Here is a 17,103-nt window from a genome sequence, read left to right on the forward strand (position 1 = left end):
CGTCCTAGGAGTTGAGGTGCTCGAGCGGGAGGGGACGGGATGGATACGGTCATCGTGCAGCTGCCGGAGCCGCAGCCGGCGCATGCCGCGCGGCCGGGCAGCGGGCCCGGGGTCGGACCGGGCGGCAGGCCGTCGAGGCCGCGCCTGCTGCGCCTCGGGCCGGGCGGCACCGCGGAGTTCGGGCGCGGCGCACCCGGCGACCCGGTGGCCATCCCCCTGGACGATCCCGGGGTCTCGCGGTGCGCGGGCCAGATCGTGGCCGCCGAGGACTACTGGCGACTGTCCAATTTCAGCCGACGTGTCACGTACGTCGTCGAGAACCTGGAGGGCGCGGGCGAGCACATCAAGGTCGCGCCGGGCCGGCTGGCGGCGCCGGTGCCGTTCGAGTTCTCCCGGGTGCTGCTGCCGGCGACGGACGGCGACGCGTCGTTCAAGGTGTTCGCGCCGGAACACGCCTATCTGGACGGCGAACCGGACGCACGCCTGGGCGAGCCGACGGCCAGTCCCTTCGCGCTCGACCCCACGTCGAAGTACTTCCTCGTCCTGCTCGCCCTGTGCGAGCCGCGGCTGCGGTGTGCCTCCAGCGGGGCGGTGCCGGGCGTGGGTGACGTACTGGAGCGGCTGCGTCCGCTGGCGAGCTGTGCGGAGTTGACCCGCTCGGCCGTCAACTACCACATCGACTACCTGACTTCGGTCAAGCTCCGCCTGCGTGACGAGGCGGCGCAGGAGGCCGGTCAGGTGGGCGGCAAGCGCGAGGAGCTGGTGACGTTCGCGCTCCGCTTCGACCTGGTGCGGGAGGACCATCTCGCCCTCCTGGAGAGGCCCGTATGAACGACGACGCCACCCCGCCCCCGATCAGCGTCTCCCCCGGCTACCTCGTGGGCCCCTGGCGCGTCACCACCCCGATCGGGGCGGGCAGTTGGGGCAGTGTGTACGGCGCCGAATCGACGGTCGACGGCACCGAGGCCGCGATCAAGTTCCTGCGCACCGATCTGCTCACGCCCGGCCAGCGCACCGCCATGGACGACCTGGTGCGGCGCGAGGCCCGTTTCAGCCTGGAGGCCGACCACCCCCACATCGTGCGCACGCACACGGTCCGCACCCTGCACGATCCCGAACGCCCCGACCTCGACGGCGTCACCGCCCTCGTCATGGACCGGGCCGAATGCAGCCTCCAGGACCTGCTGCGGGAGCGGCCCGGGAAGGCGGTGCCGGTGGCGCAGCGGGTGCTCCAGGGGGTGATCGACGGCCTCGCGCACGTCCACGCGCGCGGCTGGGTGCACGGCGACCTCAAACCGGCCAACATCCTCCTTGCCGCCGACGGGGCGGTCTGGCTCGCCGACTTCGGGCTCACCGCCGAGCTGGAGGGGACCCATGCGTACGTCCTGCCGCTCGGGTCGATCGACCATGTGCCGCCGGAGTGGTGGTCGCAGCGGACCGGCTGCCGGGGCACCAAGTTGCGTCCCACGGCGGACGTCTGGGCCTTCGGGGTGCTCGCCCATCAGGTGCTGACCGGCGGCCTGCACCCCTTCCCCGGCTCGACCGCGCGGGCCCGGGCGCTGGCCGCGCAGTCGTATGCGCGGGAAGGTGCGCCGCTGCGTCTCGATGCTCAAGTGCCGGACGGCTGGCGCGAGTTGATCGGTGACTGTCTGCGTCCCGATCATGCCTCCAGGGCGTCCGTCACCGCCGAGAGTCTCGCCGCGCGCGTACGTTCCCTCAGCCGGCCCCACCGTGCCGTACGCCGCCGGACCGCCGTCGTCCTCGCCGCGTGCGGGACCCTGCTGGCAGCTTTGGCCGGCACCGGGGTGGTGCTCGCGACCGACGCGGGCCAAAGCAACGACTCGGCGGGCGACGGACCTTCCCCGTCCGGCACTTCGGTCACCGCCGCCCCGCTCGGCGGCGCCCTGCCCGCCCGCTCGGACGTGCCCGACGCGCTGCGCCCGTACATCACCAACGCCGCCCAGCGCTGCTCCGGCGAGGAGGTCACGCCTGCGCTGATCGCCGCGATGCTCAAGGCCGAGAGCGGTTTCGACGCGGACGCCCACCGGGTGCGTACCGGCAAGGACGGCATCAGGATCCGCGAGTACGGCATCGCGATGTGGACGCCCGAGGTCTTCGACGGCTGGGCGGTGGACGGCGACGGGGACGGCCGCAAGGACTACATGTCACCGCCCGACGCGATCGGGGCGATGGGAGCCTTCCTGTGCCACCTCGACCAGTACTTCAAGGGGCACGGCATGCGGCGCGACGTACCGGCGCTGCTCGCTGCCGCGTATCGCACCAGCGGGAAGGTGGTGGTCGCGGAGGGCGGGGTGCCCGAGCGGACGCGGCCCTTCGTGGAGCAGGTGCTCAAGAACCTTGCGGAGTACGGGAGTCAGGCGTCCTGACCTGGTACGACGGGTCGTCCTGACATACGTCAGGTACCGCGTGGGGCGTGGCGGGCGGATGGTGGAGCACGTAAGGAACACCGCTCCAAACGGGGAGGAACCACCATCATGCGTATGCCCAGCTTCAAGAGGACCCTGGCCGGCCTCGCGGTGATCGCCGCCACCACCGGCGCCGTCGCCACCACGGCGGGCTCCGCCCAGGCAGCGCCGGACGCCAAGCCCGCCAAGGTCGCGGACCGGCAGGCCGCGGCCCAGACCTGCACCGTCAACGACAACGGCGTCAACTACCGCGGCGGGCCCGGCACCGACTACCCGGTGCTCGGCCAGGTCAACCGCGGCCAGAACATCGACGTCCGCGGCGTCGAGGGCAACTGGGCCATGGGCGATCTGTGGGGCGGCACGACCGGCGTGTGGATCCACGTCGCCTACCTGGACTGCTGACCGGTCCGCTGTCCGCCTGTCCATCTGTCCGCCTGTCCGATGCCTTATGGCCGACGGGGTCCGGTCCGTCTCGGGGGAGGGACCGGGCCCCGTCGCACGCCTCGGCTCGGGCTCGCGTCGGGCTCGGGCCTCAACTCGGGCTCGGGCTCGGGCTCGGGCTCGGGCTCGGGCTGGGTCAGTCCACCCGTTGCCCCTTACCGAGCGCGATCACGCCGTTCTTCGAGACGGTGTAGAGCTCGTGGTCGCGTTCGGGGTTGACGCCTATGGTCGCGCCCGGCGGGACGTCGACGTTCTTGTCGAGGACCGCCCCGCGCACCACGGCGCCCCGCCCCACCCGCACGTTGTCGTGCAGCACGGAACCCTGCACCACGGCGCCCGCCTCGACGACCACGCCCGGCGACAGGACCGAGCCGGTGACCTGGCCGCTGATCACACAGCCGGGGCTGACGATGGACTCCCCCGCGATGCCGCCGGCCACGAACTTCGCGGGCGGGCGCTGACCGGGGTGGGTGTAGATGGGCCAGCGCCGGTTGTAGAGGTTGAAGACCGGGTGGTCCGAGATCAGGTCCATGTGTGCGTCGTAGTACGAGTCCAGGGTGCCCACATCGCGCCAGTAGCCGTGGTCCCGAGGGCTCTCGCCGGGCACGTGGTTGTCGTTGAAGTCGTAGAGCTGGGCCACACCCCGGTCGGTGAGCATGGGCAGCAGGGAGCCGCCCATGTCGTGCACCGACGTGTCGTCCTCGGCATCCTGGTGCAGGGCCTCGATGAGGGCCTTGGTGGTGAAGATGTAGTTGCCCATCGAGGCGAAGACATGGCGTTCGTCTCCTGGCAGACCGGGCGGATCGGCGGGCTTCTCCAGGAAGCGCTCCACACGCGAGCCGTCCCGGGCCGGGGTGATGATCCCGAACGAGGAGGACTCGGTGCGCGGCACCCTGATGCCGGCGACGGTGACGCCGGCGCCGCTGTCGATGTGCTGCTGCAGCATCTGGCGGGGGTCCATGCGGTACACGTGGTCGGCGCCGAACACCGCGATGTAGTCGGGCTGTTCGTCGTGGACGAGGTTGAGCGACTGCAGGATCGCGTCGGCGCTGCCCAGGTACCAGCGCGGGCCGAGGCGCTGCTGGGCGGGGACGGGCGTGACGTAGTTGCCGAGCAGGCTCGACATGCGCCAGGTGGTGGTGACGTGACGGTCGAGGGAGTGCGACTTGTACTGGGTGAGGACGCAGATCCGCAGGATGTCGCCGTTGACGAGGTTAGACAGGACGAAGTCGACGAGGCGGTAGGTGCCGCCGAAGGTGACCGCGGGTTTCGCGCGGTCCGCGGTGAGCGGCATCAGGCGCTTGCCCTCGCCGCCCGCCAGGACTATTCCGAGCACCGAAGGTCCACCGCGCATCGCCGCCCCCTAGTTGGTCGGGTCCCCATGTGGTGGGGCCCTGTGGTCGGGCCCCATGTGGTCGCACCGTGCCTGGTCGGGTCCCATGTACCCGGGCCCCATGTGGTCGCGCCCATGCCGTTGCGCCGTGCCTGGCCGGGTCCCCATGTGGCCGGGTCCCATGCGGTCGTGCCTCGTACGGTCATGCCCTGTGCGGTCATGCCCTGTGCGGTGAGGCCCCTTGTGGTGAGGCCCTATGTGGTTGTCTTGTCCGGGCGGAGCTCCTCGTAGATCTCGAGCGTGCGCCGGGCCACCTTGTCCCAGCCGAACTCCCGCACCACGCGCTCCCGTCCGGCGGCGCCCATCCGGCGGGCCGTGGCCGGGTCGGCGACGAGCTCGTCGAGGCGGCGGCCGAAGCGGTGCTCGAAGTCCTCCGGGTGCCGCTCGTCGTGGTCGACAAGGACGCCCGTCACGCCGTCCTCGACGACTTCCGGGATGCCGCCGACCCGTGAGGCGACCACCGGCGTGCCGCAGGCCATGGCCTCCAGGTTGACGATGCCGAGCGGCTCGTACACCGAAGGGCACACGAACACGGCGGCATGGCTGAGGAGTTGGACGACATCGGGGCGCGGCAGCATCTCGGGGATCCAGTGGACGGCCTCGCGGGTCCGCCGCAGTTCGTCGAAGAGCGCGCGGAACTCACGGTCGATCTGCGGCGTGTCCGGCGCCCCCGCGCAGAGCACGAGCTGCACTGCGGGGTCGAGGCGACGGGCGGCGCGCAGCAGGTGCGGGACGCCCTTCTGCCGGGTGATGCGTCCGACGAACAGGACGTACGGCCGGTCCGGGTCGACGCCCAGGCGCCGCACGGTGTCGGTGGCGGGGTCGGGCCGGTACAGGGCGGTGTCGATGCCGTTGTGCACGATGTGGACGCGGGCCGGGTCGAGCGCCGGATAGCAGTCCAGGATGTCGTCCCGCATCCCCCGGGACACGGCGATCACCGCGTCGGCGGCCTCGATGGCGGTGCGCTCGGCCCACCCGGACAGGGCGTAGCCGCCGCCGAGTTGCTCGGCCTTCCAGGGGCGCAGGGGCTCCAGGGAGTGCGAGGTGACCACATGGGGGATGCCGTACAGCAGCTTGGCGAGGTGGCCGGCGAGGTTGGCGTACCAGGTGTGCGAGTGCACCAGCTCGCGGTCTTCGAGGGCGGCGGCCATGGAGAGGTCCACGGAGAAGGTCCGCAGGGCGTCGTTGGCGGTGTGCAGACCGGGGGCGGGGCCGTGGCGCAGGACGCCGGGCTCCTCGCTGTCGCCGTCGCCCCAGCAGTGCACGGAGAGGTCGGCGAGGGAACGTAACTCCCGTGCCAGGAACTCCACATGGACACCCGCCCCGCCGTAGACGTCCGGGGGGTACTCGCGACTGAGCAGTCCCACCTTCACCGTCGGCCCTCCGGTCCCCTGACACGTCGGCGTCCCCACTCATGGTCACGCAGAAGGGGCGCGGGCGGAAGACCGGCGACGCGGACCTGCCAAAGACAGGGCCTCAGCGGCCGGGCGGCCGGTCGAAGCAGCAGTCGCCGCACAGGCCGCCGCCGGGGCACCGGTAGTAGAGGCAGCAGCTGCGGCGCCGGAATGCCGTACCGGTCAGGGTTCCGGTGCCGGTCAGGGCGGGATGCCGCAGCAGCTCGGCGGCAAGGGCGAGCGCGTGCTCACCCGCTTCCGGGCGGCCGTGCCGCCCTGCCCAGCCGTGGAGTTCACGGGCCGCGCCCGCGAGCGCGGAACCCGCGTTGCCCCACAGCAGCCGCTCCGAGATGCGGTACGTGCTGCGCAGGGCCGTGTGCAACGGGTCGAGGTGATCCCGTACGACGGCGTCGGCGAGCTCGGCCACCGGCCGCGTCCGCACCCCGTCGAGCCATAGGTCGTCCGGGCTCGCCCCGTCCCAGTCCCAGCACAGCCGCTCCGGGTCGAGGTCGAGGACCCGGCCGTACAGGGCGGCGGACCCGAGCGCGAGGGACCACAGGCGGGCGGCGAGGCCGAGGTGGGCGACGGACACCCCGATGCGGGACTCGGGGGCGTCGAGGCGGGCGGTGACCTTGTCGACGCGGGCGGTGAGGGGCGCGTGGTCGCCCGCGTGGATGCGGGCGAGGGGAAGGTGGGTGCCGGGTGGGCCCGGCCGCTCGGCGCGCAGGGCGAAGAAGCCGCCGACGGAGGCGAGTTCGGGGAGGTCGACCAGGTCAGCCGGGGGTGCCATGCGGGCAGCCTTTCACGGTGCGGTGGGCGGGGTCGTGCCCGGGCCGATCGGACGGCGGGCAGGGCGCGACGCGGTGGACGATGGACGGTGAACGTGGACAGCGCAAGGGACTCAAGGAAAGGGACTCAAGGGGAGGGAGAGCGCGGGGAAGACGCCCCTCGCCTCACCACCGCAAGTCCCCGACGCACCCCGACGCACCCCGGCGCCGCCCCTGCCCTCCCCGGCACCCACATGAGTGGTTGCGGCGCCGCAACCGGTGCGCCCGTGCGCAACCGCCCTCACCATCACCTCCATGACCATGACACCCCGCAACCGCCGCGCCTTCCTCGGCCTCGGCGCCCTCGTCCTGCCCACGACCGTCGCCGCCGCCCAAGTGCCCTCGCCCAGACCGTTGTTGCCCGACCGGCGCCCGAGGACCGCCGCCGAGGCCCGGGCCCGCCTCAGCGCGGGCAACGCCCGCTACGCCGCGTACCACCCGCGCCATCCGCACGAGGGCCCACGCCGGCGGCGGACGGTGGCCTCGGCGCAGCATCCGTTCGCCGTGGTCCTCGGCTGCATCGACTCGCGCGTGCCGCCGGAGCACATCTTCGACCAGGGCCTCGGCGATCTCCTGGTGATCCGCTCGGCCGGCCACGCCCTGGACGACGCGGTGCTCGGCAGTGTGCAGTACGGCGTCGAGGAGCTCGGCGTGCCGATGGTGGTCGTGCTCGGCCACGAGCGGTGCGGGGCGGTGTCGGCGGCGGTGGCGCGGGTGCGCGGCGGGGCCCGGCCGCGCGGGCATCTGGGCGAGCTCGTGGACGCGATCGCGCCGGCCGCGCGGGAGACCCGGTTCCGGCCCGGCGACTGGGTGGGCAACGCCGTCGAGGCGAACGTGCGGCGGATCGGCGACCGGCTCGGCGGCGATCCGGTGTTCTCGGGGGCGAGCGTGCTGGGGGCACTGTTCGACCTGGACACGGGGCGGGTCCGCTTCACGGAGGCGGGACGGAATACCAGGACTGCCGGGAGTGCTTGAAGTCGTCAGAAGACTGCTTGAAGTCGCCGGAAGATCGGCCCGGCGCCGGACGTTGGAGGAACAGACGACGGCCGGCCCGTGGGGCAGGTCGGCCGCACTGCCGTACGAAACGCTTCCGACCAGGCAAGGAGCGGGGGACATCCACCTTGGAGAGACCACCCACAGGTGTACGGGAGACCTGGCCTACTCCATCGGCAGTAGGACCCAATGCCTGCTCAAGGACGATGCAGAGCCAGGAACGACACGTCATCGTTGAAGGCATGGAATTCGACCGTTGGGCACGTCCAGGGGGCCGTTCACCGCGGCTCCGGGCCGGGAGCATCCGATGAGTGCTCTCGCCCTCGCCGTGCTGCTCTCCCTCGTCTCGGCCGTGGCCTACGCGGCCGGGGCGATCGTCCAGGAACGCGTGGCCGCGAGCACGCCGCAGCAGTCGTACGCCCCGCTGCGGCGGACCAGCTGGTGGATCGCCGTCGGCCTCAACGGCCTGGGCGCGATCCTGCACGTGGCCGCCCTCGCCTTCGGCCCGCTCAGCCTGGTGCAGCCGCTGGGCGCGCTGACCATCGTCTTCGCGCTGCCGATGGCGGCGCTTTTTGTCGGGCGCCGGGCGGGTTCCACCGCGTGGCGTGGCGCGATCATGGCGACGGTGGGCCTCGTGGGCCTCCTCTCGCTCACCGGAACCGCGAATTCCGACTCCCTGGACGGCACCGCGCGGCTGGTGCTCGCCCTGATCACGTTCGGCGCGGTGGCGGCCCTGATGGTCACCGCCCACGCCGTGCACCGGCACCCCGTCGTACGCAGCGTGATCCTGGCCGGCGCCGCGGGCGTCGCGTTCGGTATCGCGTCGGTGTTCACCAAGACGGTCGCCGTCGACTTCACCGCGAGCGCCCCGCTGCAGGAGCTCCCGAGCCTCACGGTGATCGCGGTCCTGGCGACCGGCGGAATGATGCTGTCCCAGGCCTCGTACCGGGGCGCGGGGCTCGCGGCGCCCCTCGCGACACTGACCGTGGTGAACCCGGTGGTCGCGGCGGCGGTCGGGCTCACGCTGTTCGGCGAGAGCTTCCGGTACGGCGCGGCAGGGACGTCCCTGGCCCTCGGCTGCGGTGTCGTGGCGGCGGGCGGTCTGATCCTGCTCACGACGGAGCGCATCGGCGGTACGCGGCAGAGCACGGGCCGCACCGTGGCAAAGGGCCCCGCGATCCGGCGGCCCCGGCAGGCACCGGTGGAGGCACCGGCGGAGCTGGCGTCCGCGCACGTATCGGCGTCGGAGGGTGCGCACGGAGGCGGCGGCGTACGCGAAGGGGCCGTCGTACGGGAAGGGACAGCCGTGTGGGAGGGCTCGGTGGATCAACCACTGGACCAGGCCGCCGTACGGGACGGCTCAATGGATCAGCCGCTGGACCGGTCACCGAATTCCGCACCGGCCGGCGCAGTGGATCAGCCCGTCACGGGTGCGGTGGATCAGCCACTCGGCCCGTCACTGGATCAGCCACTCGATCCCGACCTGGAGCCCCTGGCGGAACTGGCGCGGCTGGACGGCCGGGCCGTCCCCGCCGATCCCTCGGCGCTCGCCTACGACGTCCTCCCGGCGGTCCCGGCCCAGCCCGCGTCGAACCAGACGGGACCGCCCGGCCAGACGAGCATCCGGCAGCGCGACCGGCGCAAGCGCCTCACGCCGTGCGGGCGGCACCGGCCCTGACGCGGGCCGCCCCGCACGGGCTCAGATCCTGACCCCGCCCGCCCGCAGATACGCGAGCGGATCCACGTCCGAACCGTAGTCGGGCCCCGTCCGCACCTCGAAGTGCAGATGGGGCCCGGTCGCGTTCCCGGTGGCACCCGAGCGCCCTATGCGCTGGCCCGCGCCCACGCTCTGGCCGGACTTGACGGTGAGCGCCGAGAGATGGCCGTACTGGCTGTACTTGCCGTCGGTGTGCCGGATCACGACCTGGTAGCCGTACGCGCCGCCCCAGCCCGCCGAGACGACCCGGCCCGCGGCGACCGCCTTCACGGAGGTCCCGGTGGGCACCGGGAAGTCGACGCCCGTGTGATAGCCGCTCGACCAGGAGCCACCGGCCGCGTGGTACGGCGTGCTCGGGCCCGCGGCCACGGGGGCGGCCAGGGTGTGCCCGGTGGAGGTGGACTTGCCACTGTCGGATTTACCGCTGTCGGACTTGCCGCCGTCCGCCTTGTCCCGGTCGGCCTTGCCCCGGTCGGAGCGGTCGGACTTCGAAGCGGGGGTGTCCTCGCCCCGCCCGGACGAGCCCGAACCCGACGACCCGGAACCCGAGCCCGACTTCCCGCCGCCTGCCCCGCCCAACGCGATCCGCTGCCCGGGCAGAATCAGGTCCGGGTCGCCGCCGATGACCTTGCGGTTCGCCTCGTACAGGTGGCGCCAACCGCCCTTGACGTGTTCGGTGTCCGCGATCCGGGAGAGGCTGTCGCCGCGCACGACCGTGTACATCTCGGTCTTGCCCGCCTTGGACTGCGGCGTGGTCTCGGGGCCCGTCGCCGCGGAGGCCTTCTCGACTCGCGAGCCATCCGATCCGGAGGACTTCGACCCGCCAGCGGGGCTGATGTCCGGCGCGTCGCCGCCCCGGGTCAGCCCGGCCTTCACCGAGCACACCGGCCAGGCCCGCGGGCCCTGCCCCTTGAGGACCTTCTCGGCGACGGCTATCTGCTGGTCCTTGGTGGCCAGGTCGGCCCGTGGCGCGTACGCCGTGCCGCCGTAGGCCTGCCAGGTGGACTGGCTGAACTGGAGGCCGCCGTAGTAGCCGTTGCCGGTGTTGATGGACCAGTTGTTGGTCGATTCGCAGGCGGCGACCTTGTTCCAGGTGTTCACGTCGGCCGCGTGGGCCGTGCCGCTCCCCATCAGCGGCAGGGCCATCCCGGCCCCGCCCGCCGTGACGGTGAGCGAGGCGCGGTTGATCCTGCTGGGCTGGTACCGGCGGTGACGACCGCGTACGGCCATGGAAACCCCCTACAGGCGCCCGTGGACACGCGCGCGCACACTCGTCAGGAGCCGCAAAAGTAATCGCTCCGAACAGGCCATGACAAGGGGGCGCGCACACCGCCAAATCCCTTTACCAGCTGATCAATTGGATGAAAGAGCCAGTGCGGGGCGGCTCGCTAGGACCTCAACTTGCCCGGCAGCCAGCCCAGTTGTACGGCCTGCTGGTAAGGACCGCCGCCCTCGTGGTCGTTGAAGGAGTACAGCTCGATCGCCTTCTCCACCGATGCTCCGGCGCCCCCTCGGGAGCCGTAGGAGTTGAACGCCGCGTAGACGGTGGACGGCGGGCAGGTCTGGTCCTCCAAGGCCGCCGAGAAGAGGGCGGGGGCGGTTCCGCGTGCGGCGAAGTGGACGCCGTCGAAGTAGGAGAGGGTGCGGAAGACCTGCTCCTCATCTCCCCTGCGGGCCTTCAGGTACTGGCCTATCTCGCGGTAGGGCTGGCGGTCGGTGAGGGTCGCCGCGCGCGGGAAGTCGCACAGGAACGGCACGTCGGGGGCTATCGCCGCCAGGTCGGGCACGAGCCCGCCGACCGCGAGGGTCAGACCGCCGCCCTGGCTGACGCCGGTGGCGGCGACGCGGGCGGCGTCGACCAGGGGGTGGGCGCGGGCCGCCTCGACGGCGCGTACGGCATCGGTGTAGAGACGGCGGTAGTAGTAGTCGTGCGGGTCCTCTATGCCGCGCGTCATGAAGCCCGGATGGGCCGGACCGCTGCCCACCGGGTCCGGAGTGACGCCCTCCGCCCAGCCCGCACTGCCCTGTCCGCGCGTGTCCATGACGAAGTGCGCGAAGCCCGCCGCGGCCCAGAGCAGATGCATGTGGGGCAGCCCGCGCCCGCCTCCGTACCCGATGTACTCGACCACCGCGGGCACCGGCCCGGTCAGGCCGGCGGGCAGGATCAGCCATGCCTTGACCGGGTGTCCACCGAACCCGGCGAAGGTGACGTCATGAACCTCGACCGAAGTAAGCGCGAGATCAACGGGCGCGAACCGCGCGTCCAGGTCGTACTCGCGGGCCTCGGCGAGGGTCTTCTCCCAGAACTGGTCGAAGTCCTCGGGCTGCGGCAACGCCGGGCGGTAGTTCCGCAGTTGGTCGAGCGGCAGGTCGAACAGGGCCATGGGCGACACACTCCTCGGGCACGCTTCGGCTTTTCACCGGTCAGGCTTCGGACACGCTGTCGGGAAAACTCCGGGCAGCCTAAGTGGATACTTGGCCCGTCGACAGCACTTCCGATTCCAGGAGCTTTGAGTCAATGAGCACTTCAGCCCAGATCGGCGTCACCGGACTCGCGGTCATGGGGCGCAACCTCGCCCGCAACTTCGCGCGCAACGGCTACTCGGTCGCCCTGCACAACCGCACCGCGGCCAAGACCCGTGCGCTCGTCGAGGAGTTCGGGGACGAGGGGACCTTCGTCGCCGCCGAGAGCGCCGAGGAGTTCGTGGCCGCCCTGGAGCGCCCCCGCCGGCTGGTGATCATGGTGAAGGCGGGTGAGCCGACGGACGCGGTGATCCGCGAGTTCGCGCCGCTCCTGGAGCCGGGCGACATGATCATCGACGGCGGCAACGCGCACTTCGCCGACACCCGGCGCCGCGAGCAGGAGCTGCGCGAGCAGGGCCTGCACTTCGTCGGCACCGGCGTCTCCGGCGGCGAGGAGGGCGCGCTGCTCGGCCCGAGCATCATGCCGGGCGGCTCGGTGGAGTCGTACGCGACGCTGGGCCCGATGCTGGAGAAGATCTCCGCGAAGGCCGCCGACGGCACCCCGTGCGTGACGCACTGCGGCCCCGACGGCGCCGGGCACTTCGTGAAGATGGTGCACAACGGCATCGAGTACGCCGACATGCAGCTCATCGCCGAGGCGTACCACCTGCTGCGCGATGTCGCGGGCTACTCCCCCGCCCAGATCGCGGACATCTTCCGCACCTGGAACACCGGCCGACTGGACTCGTACCTGATCGAGATCACGGCCGAGGTCCTCAGCCACGTGGACGCCAAGACGGGCAAGCCCTTCGTGGACGTCGTGCAGGACCAGGCCGAGCAGAAGGGCACGGGCCGCTGGACCGTGCAGATCGCGCTCGACCTGGGCGTTCCGGTCTCCGGCATCGCCGAGGCCGTCTTCGCCCGCTCCCTCTCCGGCCACACCGCGCTGCGCGAGGCCTCGCGCGAGCTGGCGGGCCCTTCGGCCAAGCCGCTCTCGGAGGCCGAGGCGGCGGCGTTCGCGGACAAGGTCGAGCAGGCGCTGTACGCGTCCAAGATCGTCTCGTACACGCAGGGCTTCCACGAGATCCAGGCCGGCAGCGACGAGTACGACTGGAACATCGACCTGGGCGCCGTGGCCTCGATCTGGCGCGGCGGCTGCATCATCCGTGCCGCGTTCCTGGACCGCATCCGTGCGGCCTACGACGCGCGTGCGGACCTGCCGAGCCTGCTCTCCGACAAGGGCTTCGCCGACGAGATCGGCGCGGCGCAGGACGACTGGCGTGCGGTGATCGTGGCGGCGACCCAGCAGGGCGTGCCCACGCCGGGCTTCGCGGCGGCGCTCGCGTACTACGACGCACTGCGCGCCGAGCGCCTGCCGGCGGCGCTGACGCAGGGCCAGCGGGACTTCTTCGGCGCGCACACCTACCGGCGCACGGACCGCGAGGGGTCGTTCCACACGCTGTGGGGCGGCGACCGCGCCGAGGTCGAGGCGTAGGCATCGAGCCGTAAGCGTCGCGGTACAGGCGCAGCGCGTACGCGGCACCGGGGCCGGGCCTGTATGGCCCGGCCCCGGTGCCGCGTCGTCAGCGCCATGTCGTCGGCGTTACGAGATCGGCCCCGGCTGAGGCTGAGGCTCGGGTACCGGATCCGGCCCGGGCGGGCTCGGGACCGGCGAAGGCGAGGGCTGCGGCACCGGATGCGGCACGGGGTGCGGGACCGGCTCCGGGACCGGGATCGGATCACCCGGATTGCCCGGCTCGCCTGGTTCCGGCCGCCGGTCGGGACCGACCGGGCCACCGGGGCCGGGGGTGGGCCAGGGGTGGACGGGATCGGGATACGGGTCGCTCATGGGAGTTCCTCCAGCGGAACGGGGAGGTGCTGGACCGCCGGGCGCAGGCCCTGGGGGCGGTCGTCCTTCCACTGTCTCCCGCCTCGGGTGCCCGCGCCCGGCGAAGCTATCCGCCGACCATGACCGAACCTGCCCTGATCAGGCCTTTTGCCGGATGAGCCGCACCACGGGAATGTCCCGCTCCGTCTTCTTCTGATACGCGGCGTACGGCGCGAAGAGCTCCACGAGGGACGGCCACACCCGCGCCTTCTCCTCGGCGCTCAGCGTCTCGGCCCGCGCCTCGAACCGCTCCGGCCCGACCCTGAGGCGCGTCTCGGGCTCGGACTCCAGGTTCCGGTACCAGAGCGGGTGCTCGTCGGCGCCGCCGTTCGACGCCACGACCAGGTAGTCCTCGCCGTCCGTGCCGTAGATGAGCACGGTGCGCCGCCACTGTCCGGAGCGCCGGCCCTTGTAGTCGAGCAGCAGGCAGGGCGCGCCCTGGACGGTGGCGCCCTTGGTGCCGCCGGACTCCTCGTAGATGCGGGCCTGGTCGGCGACCCAGCCGGTGGGGCTGATGGTGATCTCGTCGTCCTGCGCCATGGAGGCTCCTTCGGTCGTACGTCGCCTGCGTTGCCGTGACTTGGGTCAACGCCGGAGTGCGCGCGTCCCTTCCTGGACCCGGGTCACCATTTCCCGGGATCCGCGGCGAGCTGCCGCTTCGCGGCCTCGACGAGTTCCGGCGCGGCGGCCGGGGCCTCGTCCGGGTGGCGCTCGGCCCACTTGGCGACGTACGGGCAGAGCGGCACCACGGCGGCGTTCTCGCGCCCCGCGAGGGCGTACAGCTCACGGGCGAGCGAGCCGGCGATGCCCTGTCCCTCGTGCGCCGGCTCCACCACGGTGTGCACGGCGACCAGGGCGCGGACGGGCTCCGACTGCTCGAAGTAGGCGATGTGGCCGACGACTTCGGATCCGGCGCGGGCCTCGAGACGGCCCTGCGCCCGATCGTCGTGGATCTTGATGTCTGTCATGGCCACAGTCTGCGCTACGCGGTGCGGGCCCCGCTCGCCGGCTCCGGCACGCGCGCGTGCGGGCTGCGGGAGGTGTCGCTGCCCGGTACGGGGGCCGAGGCGTCGTCGCCGAGCTCGACGATGCGGTTGTCGGCGTCGACGTGTACGACGCTGGGGCGCAGGGTGCGGGCCTCGGCGTCGTCGACCTGGGCGTAGCTGATGAGGATGACGAGGTCGCCGGGATGCACGAGGTGGGCGGCGGCGCCGTTGATCCCGATGACGCCGGAGCCGGGCTCGCCCTCGATGACGTAGGTCTCCAGGCGGGCGCCGTTGGTGATGTCGACGATGTGGACGAGCTCGCCGGGGAGCAGGTCGGCGGCCTTCATGAGGTCGGCGTCGACGGTCACGGATCCCACGTAGTGCAGGTCGGCCTGGGTCACCGTGGCGCGGTGGATCTTGCTCTTGAACATGGTGCGCAGCATGGTGCGACTCCTGTTGGGTTGAGGGTCGCGTCCCGCGGGCGGGTACGCGCCGACGTCGCCCAGAATACTTGTTCCCCCTCAAGCGCCGGACGGGCTGATGAATCAGCCCGTCCGGCGCTTGAGGACTTTCGGGAAGGGGCGGGGTGCGGAAATATCAAGCCGCCTCAACCACCGCATCCCCGTCGGCCTTCGCGAACTGCGTCCGGTAAAGCTCCGCATACCGCCCGCCGAGCGCGAGCAGCTCCTCGTGCCGTCCCCGCTCCACGATCTGCCCGGCCTCGACGACGAGGATCAGATCCGCGGCCCGCACCGTCGACAACCGGTGCGCGATGACCACCGCCGTGCGCCCGGCCAGGGCCTCACCGAGGGCTTCCTGCACCGCCGCCTCGGAGGTGTTGTCCAGGTGGGCCGTCGCCTCGTCGAGGATCACCACCCGCTGCTGGGCAAGCAGCAGCCGGGCGATCGTCAGCCGCTGCCGCTCCCCGCCGGAGAGGCGGTAGCCCCGCTCCCCCACCACCGTGTCGAGCCCGTCCGGCAGCGAGGCGACCAGGTCCTCCAGGCGGGAGCGGCGCAAGGCGTCCCACAGGTCGTCCTCGGTCGCCGAGGGCCGGGCGAGCAGCAGGTTGGCGCGGACCGAGTCGTGGAAGAGGTGGCCGTCCTGGGTGACCATGCCGAGCGTGTCCCGTACGGAGGCCGCGCTCAGGTCGCGTACGTCGACACCCCCGAGGCGCACGACCCCGGAGTCCGCGTCGTACAGGCGGGGCACCAGCTGCGCGATGGTCGACTTGCCGGCGCCGGAGGAGCCCACGAGCGCCACCGTCTGGCCGGGTTCGGCCTTGAACGACACCTCGTGCAGGACCTCGGCGCCGCCGCGGGTGTCGAGGGAGGCGACCTCTTCGAGGGAGGCGAGGGAGACCTTGTCGGCGGCCGGGTAGCCGAAGCGGACCTTCTCGAACTCGACGGAGACGGGCCCCTCCGGGACCGCGCGGGCGTCCGGCTTCTCCTCGATGAGCGGCTTGAGGTCGAGCACCTCGAAGACCCGCTCGAAGCTGACCAGGGCGCTCATGACCTCAACTCGGGCTCCCGCCAGGGAAGTCAGGGGCGCGTAGAGGCGGGTGAGGAGCAGCGCGAGGGCGACGACCGCGCCGGGTTCGAGCGAGCCGCGCAGCGCGTAGTAGCCGCCGAGCCCGTACACCAGGGCGAGGGCGAGGGCCGAGACCAGCGTCAGCGCGGTGATGAACGCGGACTGCGCCATGGCGGTGCGTACGCCGATGTCCCGCACCCGCCGTGCCCGCTCCGCGAACTCCGCGGACTCCTCACCGGGCCGCCCGAACAGCTTGATCAGGGTCGCGCCCGGCGCCGAGAACCGCTCCGTCATCCGCGTCCCCATGGCGGCGTTGTGGTTGGCGGCCTCGCGCGTCAGCCCGGCCATCCGGGCGCCCATCCGGCGTGCGGGGATCACGAACACGGGCAGCAGCACCAGCGCGAGCAGGGTGATCTGCCAGGACAGGGTGAGCATCACGGCCAGGGTCAGGAGCAGGGTGACGATGTTGCCGACCACCCCGGAGAGCGTGTTGGAGAAGGCGCGTTGGGCGCCGATGACGTCGTTGTTGAGGCGGCTGACGAGGGCGCCGGTGCGGGTCCGGGTGAAGAAGGCGACCGGCATCTTCTGCACGTGGTCGAAGACCGTGGTCCGCAGGTGCAGGATCAGGTCCTCGCCGAGGCTCGAGGAGAGCCAGCGGTTGAGGAGTCCGAGTCCCGCCTCGGCGATCGCGATGAGCGCGATCAGGCCGGCGATGCGGAGCACCACGCCCTGGTCGGAGCCCTTCACGATGGCGTCGACTACCTTGCCCGCGAGGACCGGGGTGGCCACCGCGAGAAGTGCGAGCACCACGCTGAGCAGCAGGAACTGCACGATTCGGCGGCGATGTGGGCGGGCGAAGGCGCCGATGCGGCGCAGGGTGGCGCGGGCGAAGGGGCGTCGGTCCTGCTGCGCGGTCATCACGCTGTGCAGCTGCGTCCAGGCTGTGGTCTCCATGCTCATGGTCAGAACCGTAGGACCTCAAGCAAACTTGAGGTCAAGGGTTTGCCGGAACTGCCGGTCATTCGTCAATCGGCGATCTTCTCCCGGG

Annotated in this window: 15 protein-coding genes; 6 read left to right on the plus strand and 9 right to left on the minus strand. The window is 72.0% G+C overall.

Annotated features, from left to right (window positions below; genetic code table 11):
• The first annotated feature begins 39 nt into the window (after window positions 1-39).
• The 3 genes from OG430_RS08290 (at window position 40) to OG430_RS08300 (ending at window position 2,828) form a co-directional block, all read left to right on the plus strand.
• A complete protein-coding gene (locus tag OG430_RS08290) occupies window positions 40-831 on the plus strand; it encodes a serine/threonine protein kinase (protein WP_327351780.1) in 792 nt (263 codons plus the stop codon).
• Window positions 828-2,387 (plus strand): serine/threonine-protein kinase, encoded by a 1,560-nt coding sequence (locus OG430_RS08295; RefSeq protein ID WP_327351781.1) that lies wholly within the window; start codon window positions 828-830, stop codon window positions 2,385-2,387. Before OG430_RS08290 ends, OG430_RS08295 begins: the two co-directional genes overlap by 4 nt.
• A gap of 114 nt (window positions 2,388-2,501) precedes the next feature.
• Window positions 2,502-2,828 (plus strand): SH3 domain-containing protein, encoded by a 327-nt coding sequence (locus OG430_RS08300; RefSeq protein WP_327351782.1) that lies wholly within the window; start codon window positions 2,502-2,504, stop codon window positions 2,826-2,828.
• 175 nt (window positions 2,829-3,003) lie between these two features.
• Here OG430_RS08300 and glgC read toward each other — a convergent pair whose 3' ends face one another.
• From glgC to OG430_RS08315, 3 genes are all read right to left on the minus strand, one after another.
• Complete coding sequence (gene glgC / locus OG430_RS08305; RefSeq protein ID WP_327351783.1) at window positions 3,004-4,221, minus strand: glucose-1-phosphate adenylyltransferase; 1,218 nt, start codon at window positions 4,219-4,221, stop codon at window positions 3,004-3,006.
• Window positions 4,222-4,454: 233 nt separating this feature from the next.
• Complete coding sequence (gene glgA / locus OG430_RS08310) at window positions 4,455-5,633, minus strand: glycogen synthase (RefSeq protein ID WP_327351784.1); 1,179 nt, start codon at window positions 5,631-5,633, stop codon at window positions 4,455-4,457.
• A gap of 103 nt (window positions 5,634-5,736) precedes the next feature.
• A complete protein-coding gene (locus OG430_RS08315) occupies window positions 5,737-6,444 on the minus strand; it encodes an IucA/IucC family C-terminal-domain containing protein (protein ID WP_327351785.1) in 708 nt (235 codons plus the stop codon).
• 292 nt (window positions 6,445-6,736) lie between these two features.
• On the opposite strand from OG430_RS08315, the gene OG430_RS08320 reads away from it, so the two are divergent.
• Window positions 6,737-7,456, plus strand: coding sequence for a carbonic anhydrase (locus tag OG430_RS08320; RefSeq protein WP_327351786.1), 720 nt, complete (start codon window positions 6,737-6,739; stop codon window positions 7,454-7,456).
• Between the two features lie 325 nt (window positions 7,457-7,781).
• Entirely contained in the window at window positions 7,782-9,152 is a 1,371-nt protein-coding gene (locus tag OG430_RS08325; protein ID WP_327351787.1) for a DMT family transporter, read from the plus strand.
• A gap of 21 nt (window positions 9,153-9,173) precedes the next feature.
• Here the strand turns inward: OG430_RS08325 and OG430_RS08330 are convergent, their stop codons facing one another.
• Together OG430_RS08330 and OG430_RS08335 are read right to left on the minus strand one after the other, a co-directional pair.
• The gene (locus OG430_RS08330; protein WP_327351788.1) at window positions 9,174-10,421 is read right to left on the minus strand and encodes a transglycosylase family protein; all 1,248 of its coding nucleotides are present in this window, start codon (window positions 10,419-10,421) and stop codon (window positions 9,174-9,176) included.
• Between the two features lie 158 nt (window positions 10,422-10,579).
• Window positions 10,580-11,575: an acetylxylan esterase gene (locus OG430_RS08335; RefSeq protein WP_327351789.1), complete on the minus strand. Its 996-nt coding sequence runs from the start codon at window positions 11,573-11,575 to the stop codon at window positions 10,580-10,582.
• Window positions 11,576-11,709: 134 nt separating this feature from the next.
• Here OG430_RS08335 and gndA point away from each other — a divergent pair, with 134 nt between their 5' ends.
• Window positions 11,710-13,149 carry an NADP-dependent phosphogluconate dehydrogenase gene (gndA, locus tag OG430_RS08340; protein ID WP_327351790.1) on the plus strand — a complete coding sequence of 480 codons (1,440 nt, stop codon included), beginning with the start codon at window positions 11,710-11,712 and terminating at the stop codon, window positions 13,147-13,149.
• 492 nt (window positions 13,150-13,641) lie between these two features.
• Here gndA and OG430_RS08345 read toward each other — a convergent pair whose 3' ends face one another.
• The 4 genes from OG430_RS08345 to OG430_RS08360 form a co-directional block, all read right to left on the minus strand.
• Complete coding sequence (locus OG430_RS08345; protein ID WP_327351791.1) at window positions 13,642-14,082, minus strand: nitroreductase family deazaflavin-dependent oxidoreductase; 441 nt, start codon at window positions 14,080-14,082, stop codon at window positions 13,642-13,644.
• An 83-nt stretch (window positions 14,083-14,165) separates the two neighbouring features.
• Window positions 14,166-14,510, minus strand: coding sequence for a GNAT family N-acetyltransferase (locus tag OG430_RS08350; protein ID WP_327351792.1), 345 nt, complete (start codon window positions 14,508-14,510; stop codon window positions 14,166-14,168).
• 14 nt (window positions 14,511-14,524) lie between these two features.
• Window positions 14,525-14,971 carry an aspartate 1-decarboxylase gene (gene panD, locus OG430_RS08355; RefSeq protein WP_327351793.1) on the minus strand — a complete coding sequence of 149 codons (447 nt, stop codon included), beginning with the start codon at window positions 14,969-14,971 and terminating at the stop codon, window positions 14,525-14,527.
• Between the two features lie 154 nt (window positions 14,972-15,125).
• Complete coding sequence (locus OG430_RS08360) at window positions 15,126-17,015, minus strand: ABC transporter ATP-binding protein (protein ID WP_327351794.1); 1,890 nt, start codon at window positions 17,013-17,015, stop codon at window positions 15,126-15,128.
• Window positions 17,016-17,103: the final 88 nt, after the last annotated feature.

Source organism: Streptomyces sp. NBC_01304, assembly GCF_035975855.1.
GTDB lineage: Bacteria > Actinomycetota > Actinomycetes > Streptomycetales > Streptomycetaceae > Streptomyces.